Here is a 4631-nt window from a genome sequence, read left to right as displayed (position 1 = left end):
GGAGAGGGAGCGGGCTGTGGCTGGGGCGGGCTTGGTGCGGGAGTGGCGGGCGTAGCCGGGTTAGCCCGGCAGGTCCCGGCGTAACGCAGATCGTATCTTTGCTCCGGACTGTAAAGCGTCGCTTTACAGAAGACGCCTCCGTCCTATATCTTTCTCTCCATGAGAATTCGGAATGTCCTGCACAAAGGGCTCCGGCGGCTCATCGAAGAGGATGATGCTGGCGGGGTTCAAGCGGCTATCGCGGACAAGCTGCGCCGCATGATTTCGTTTCTGCAGGACATGGAGCGGGAGGACGAACTCCGAACAGTCCCGAGCTGGAAGGCGCACAGGCTGACCGGGGATCGCAAGGGGACATGGAGTCTGTTCGTCACCAAGACTGGCGGCTAACCTTCCAGATCGACAAGGATGGGATCGAGATCATCGATCTCGACTACGAGGACTACCATTAGGACGCTTTTGATGAGACCGACGATGCGGACAAAGACCGACCTGCGCATGAAAAGCCCGGTACACCCGGGCAGCTTCGTGAAGCACGAGATCATCGAACCGCTCCGGCTGTCCGTCACCGAAGCCGCGAAAGTCTTGGGCGTCACCCGGCCGGCGCTGTCCGCGGTTCTGAACGAGCGCTCCTCGCTGTCGTCCGAGATGGCGCTCCGCATCGAAAAGGCGTTCGGCGTGTCGATGGACACCTTGATGCGCATGCAGAACAGCTTCGATATCGCCGAGGCGCGCAAGCGCGCCGGCGAGATCAAGATTGCGCGCTACGCGGGCGCGGCGGACTAGCAGCCCCGTAGGCGCAGACGCGAGGGCGTCATGCGCCGCAGCGAAGATGATGGGTTGCGGCTTCGGCCAACTTATCCCGTGGCGCTTGCCGAGTCAGTGCTCGCGTCGCCTCACCCCAGCCCTCTCCCGCAAGCGGGAGAGGGAGCGCGCTGCGGCTTGTGGTGACCTATGTGTCGCGCTGTTCGCGGCTGTGGAAGACGCGCAGGATGACGACGCCGTTGGCGCCGTGGGCATAACGGAGAACGTAGGTCCCACCCATGACCGGAAGGACCAGCTCGCGAAAATCCCTATCACGGATCGGGCGGCCAAATTCCGGGTAGTCGCTGAGGACTTCCGCCCGCTTTAAGATTTCGACGCCGATGCGCCGGGCCAAGGCGGGATGATGGTCCTGAAGAAAAGCCGCAAAGCGGTTCAGGTCGGCAAGCGCAGCCCTCGACCACGAGAGCTTCATGGCACAGGGCGCTTCATTTCACCGGAAACGGCTTGTAGTCCGGCGTGCCCCAGGTCTCCAGCCAGCGCGCGACCTGATCATGAGAGACCACTTCCTCTTCGCCAGACTGAATCGCCGCCCATTGCCGGTCGAGCGCGGCGAGGTCTTCGGGGGAAATTTCGACAGGACTCTCGGCAAGCGCTGTCAGGCCAGCGACCACTTCGGCGACCGAGATGCCCTGGGCATCGGCGCGTTCGCGAAGACGGGTTGCGGTGGTCTCGTCGACCTCGATCAGCTGCCGCTTCGATGCCATCGGCGTTGCCTCGGCTTCATCAGGCGTGAAAGGTGGGCAAGGCGCTTCGCGCATGTGCCCACCTCACTCTCGTTAGTTATCCAGGAAGCTCCGCAGCTTCCTTGACCGGCTCGGATGCTTCAGCTTGCGCAGCGCTTTCGCTTCGATCTGGCGGATGCGTTCGCGGGTCACCGAGAACTGCTGGCCGACTTCTTCCAGCGTGTGGTCGGTGTTCATGCCGATGCCGAAGCGCATGCGCAGCACGCGTTCTTCGCGCGGGGTCAGCGAGGCCAGCACGCGCGTGGTGGTCTCGCGCAGGTTGGACTGGATCGCGGCGTCGATCGGCAGCACCGCGTTCTTGTCCTCGATGAAATCGCCGAGATGGCTGTCCTCTTCGTCACCCACCGGGGTTTCGAGCGACAGCGGCTCCTTGGCGATCTTCAGGACCTTGCGGACCTTCTCCAGCGGCATGCCGAGCTTCTCGGCGAGCTCTTCGGGGGTCGGCTCGCGGCCGATCTCGTTGAGCATCTGCCGGGAGGTGCGCACGATCTTGTTGATCGTCTCGATCATGTGCACCGGGATGCGGATGGTGCGGGCCTGGTCGGCGATCGAGCGGGTGATCGCCTGCCGGATCCACCAGGTGGCGTAGGTCGAGAACTTGTAGCCGCGGCGGTACTCGAACTTGTCGACCGCCTTCATCAGGCCGATGTTGCCTTCCTGAATGAGATCGAGGAACTGCAGGCCGCGGTTGGTGTACTTCTTGGCGATCGAGATCACGAGGCGGAGGTTGGCCTCGACCATTTCCTTCTTGGCCTGACGGGCTTCGCGCTCGCCCTTCTGCACCGAGTGGACGATCTTGCGGAATTCGCCGATCTCGAGGCCGGTGAGCGCCGCCATCGACTGCACTTCCTGGCGCAGGTCCTTGATCCGGTCCTTCTCGTGGTGGACGAAGTTCTTCCAGCCCTTGGCCGAGAGCTTCGACACCCGGTTGAGCCAGCGCGGATCGAGCTCCGAGCCCTGATAGTTGCGCAGGAAGTCGTCGCGGGCGACGCCGTGGCTGTCGGCGAGCCGCATCAGGCGGCTCTCGAACGACACCAGCTTCTTGTTGATGTCGTAGAGCTGCTCGACGAGCGAGTCGATACGGGCCTGGTTGAGGCGCAGCGACTTCACCTCGACGATGATCTCGTCCTTCAGCTTCTTGTACTTGCGCTCCTGCGACGGCGACAGCTGCTCGTTCTGCAGCTGGTTGGCGATGTCCTGCTCCTGCAGCTTGCGCAGCTTCTTGTAGTTGTCGGCGATCTTGTCGAAGGTCTCGACCACCTTCGGCTTGAGCTCGGCCTCGATCGCGGCGAGCGACATCTGGTTCTCGAACTCGTCGTCGTCGCCGTCGCCCTCGGGCGCGCCTTCGCCCTCGCCTTCGGCCGGCGCGGCGCCGCGCTGCTGCGCGGGACGGAACGGGGTGGCGGACGGCGGAGCCGCCGGCGGCGCGACGTGCGCGGGCGCACCGCCCTCGCCTTCGGCCGCGGCTTCCTCACCGGGCTCGCCGATGTTGTTCTTGCCTTCGGGGCCGGCGTAGGTCGCTTCGAGATCGATGATGTCGCGAAGGAAGATCTTTCCTTCGTTGAGTTCGTCGCGCCAGATGATGATCGCCTGGAAGGTCAGCGGGCTTTCGCACAGGCCGGCGATCATCGCCTCGCGGCCGGCTTCGATCCGCTTGGCGATGGCGATTTCGCCCTCGCGCGACAGCAGCTCGACGGTGCCCATCTCGCGCAGATACATGCGGACGGGATCGTCGGTGCGCTCGCCGGGCTCGGACTTCTTGGTCTCGGTGACGGCCTTGGCGGTGACTTCGACCAGATCGTTGTCGAGCTCCTCGTCGGCCTCTTCCTTGGCCTCTTCCTCTTCGGCCTCGGTGTCTTCCGCCTCGGACACATTGATGCCCATGTCGGACAGCATCGACATGATGTCTTCGATCTGCTCCGGCGACGTGGTGTCGGAGGGCAGCACTTCATTGAGCTGATCGAAGGTGACGAAGCCGCGCTTCTTCGCCTGCTTGATCATCTTCTTGACGGCCGCATCCGACAGGTCGAGGAGCGGCGAGGGAGCGTCGACGGAGTCCTTCTCCGGCGCGTCTACCTTGTCGTCCTTGTCCTTGTCCTGCACCTGAACCGTCTTCGCCTTGCTGGCCATCCACTGCTCCTGAACGCGCTCACGGACGAGGCGTCACCGCGCCGCCATGAAAACTTGCCTTATCGGGAGAGACGCACAAAGGGCGGCGCCCGCCTGCGCCACCCCGCACGATCCCGCTCGCTGGTTACCCAAATTGGTCGCCCGAAGGCCTTCTACCGGAATGCCGTTAAGCCCTTACTAACCCTGTTTTTGCAGCTAAATCCGGGGATTGGCGAGTCTTTTCGACTCGACACCCGCCCGGGGCCTTCCGCTGACCGCCTCACACGCTGCGCTGGAACCGGCCGGAGGATTCGCCGAATCCCTCGATCAGCGCCTCGGTCCCCTCGACCTGCGCCAGGCGCGCCTTGACGTCGTTCAACCACCGCATATTCGCCTCGCTGCCGTCTTCACCCAAAGCCAGCTCGGCATCCTTCAATTCCCTAAGTAAGGAGTGGGATTGTCGATGCAAGGCAACGAGTTGCTGCCACGTCGAAAGGACGTCCTCGCGCGCCGCCTTGGGGCCCGCCCCCCACACCGCCGAGGTCGTAATCGCCCGCTCAACCCGCTGCAATTGCTCGGATAATCCTGCCTTAACCAAATCTGCGCGGAGCTTCTCGGCCTGCTCGGCCGGATCGTCGCCGCGGTGGTGATGCTGGGCGAAGGCGGCGATGATCGCCGCCCGCAGCCGGTGCGCCTCTGGATGGGCGAATTCCAGTGCGGCGATTTCCTCCAGATGGTCGTCGAGCAGCCAGGGGTGGTTGAGCAGCGAGATCAGGATCAGGGCCTCGCGGCGCGACATCGCCGAGCGCTGGCCGCGCATGATCGGGCTGGCAATCAGGTCCGGGCTGGCAATCTGGTAGGGGCCGCGGCCCAGCATCGGCGTCGGTTGTCCCGGACGCCCGCGCGGGGCAAACCCGCCGCCGCCCTGTGTAAAACCGCCGCGCGGGCGTCCGGGAC

5 protein-coding genes and 1 pseudogene are annotated in these 4631 nt (G+C 64.2%); 2 read left to right on the top strand and 4 right to left on the bottom strand.

The features are described 5' to 3' along the window. Positions 1 to 159 precede the first annotated feature (159 nt). Both VRZ08_RS25020 and VRZ08_RS25015 read left to right on the top strand, forming a co-directional pair. Complete coding sequence (locus VRZ08_RS25020; protein WP_414534245.1) at positions 160 to 387, top strand: type II toxin-antitoxin system RelE/ParE family toxin; 228 nt, start codon at positions 160 to 162, stop codon at positions 385 to 387. Positions 388 to 459: 72 nt separating this feature from the next. Then, complete coding sequence (locus VRZ08_RS25015; RefSeq protein WP_414534244.1) at positions 460 to 783, top strand: HigA family addiction module antitoxin; 324 nt, start codon at positions 460 to 462, stop codon at positions 781 to 783. A 166-nt stretch (positions 784 to 949) separates the two neighbouring features. Here VRZ08_RS25015 and VRZ08_RS25010 read toward each other — a convergent pair whose 3' ends face one another. From VRZ08_RS25010 to VRZ08_RS24995, 4 genes and pseudogenes are all read right to left on the bottom strand, one after another. Further along, on the bottom strand, positions 950 to 1234 hold the full coding sequence (locus VRZ08_RS25010) for a type II toxin-antitoxin system RelE/ParE family toxin (protein ID WP_164574101.1): 285 nt from the start codon (positions 1232 to 1234) through the stop codon (positions 950 to 952). Positions 1235 to 1247: 13 nt separating this feature from the next. Continuing rightward, entirely contained in the window at positions 1248 to 1526 is a 279-nt protein-coding gene (locus VRZ08_RS25005; RefSeq protein ID WP_263990911.1) for a hypothetical protein, read from the bottom strand. 72 nt (positions 1527 to 1598) lie between these two features. Next, positions 1599 to 3695 carry an RNA polymerase sigma factor RpoD gene (gene rpoD / locus VRZ08_RS25000; RefSeq protein ID WP_047307036.1) on the bottom strand — a complete coding sequence of 699 codons (2097 nt, stop codon included), beginning with the start codon at positions 3693 to 3695 and terminating at the stop codon, positions 1599 to 1601. Between the two features lie 259 nt (positions 3696 to 3954). After that, positions 3955 to 4631, bottom strand: a pseudogene (locus tag VRZ08_RS24995) (DNA primase); the annotation flags it as partial.

This window comes from Rhodopseudomonas sp. G2_2311, from assembly GCF_047501505.1.
Classification (GTDB): Bacteria; Pseudomonadota; Alphaproteobacteria; order Rhizobiales; family Xanthobacteraceae; genus Rhodopseudomonas; species Rhodopseudomonas palustris_H.
Note: the sequence above shows the minus strand (reverse complement) of the source record. Positions and strands in the feature narration are given on the sequence as shown.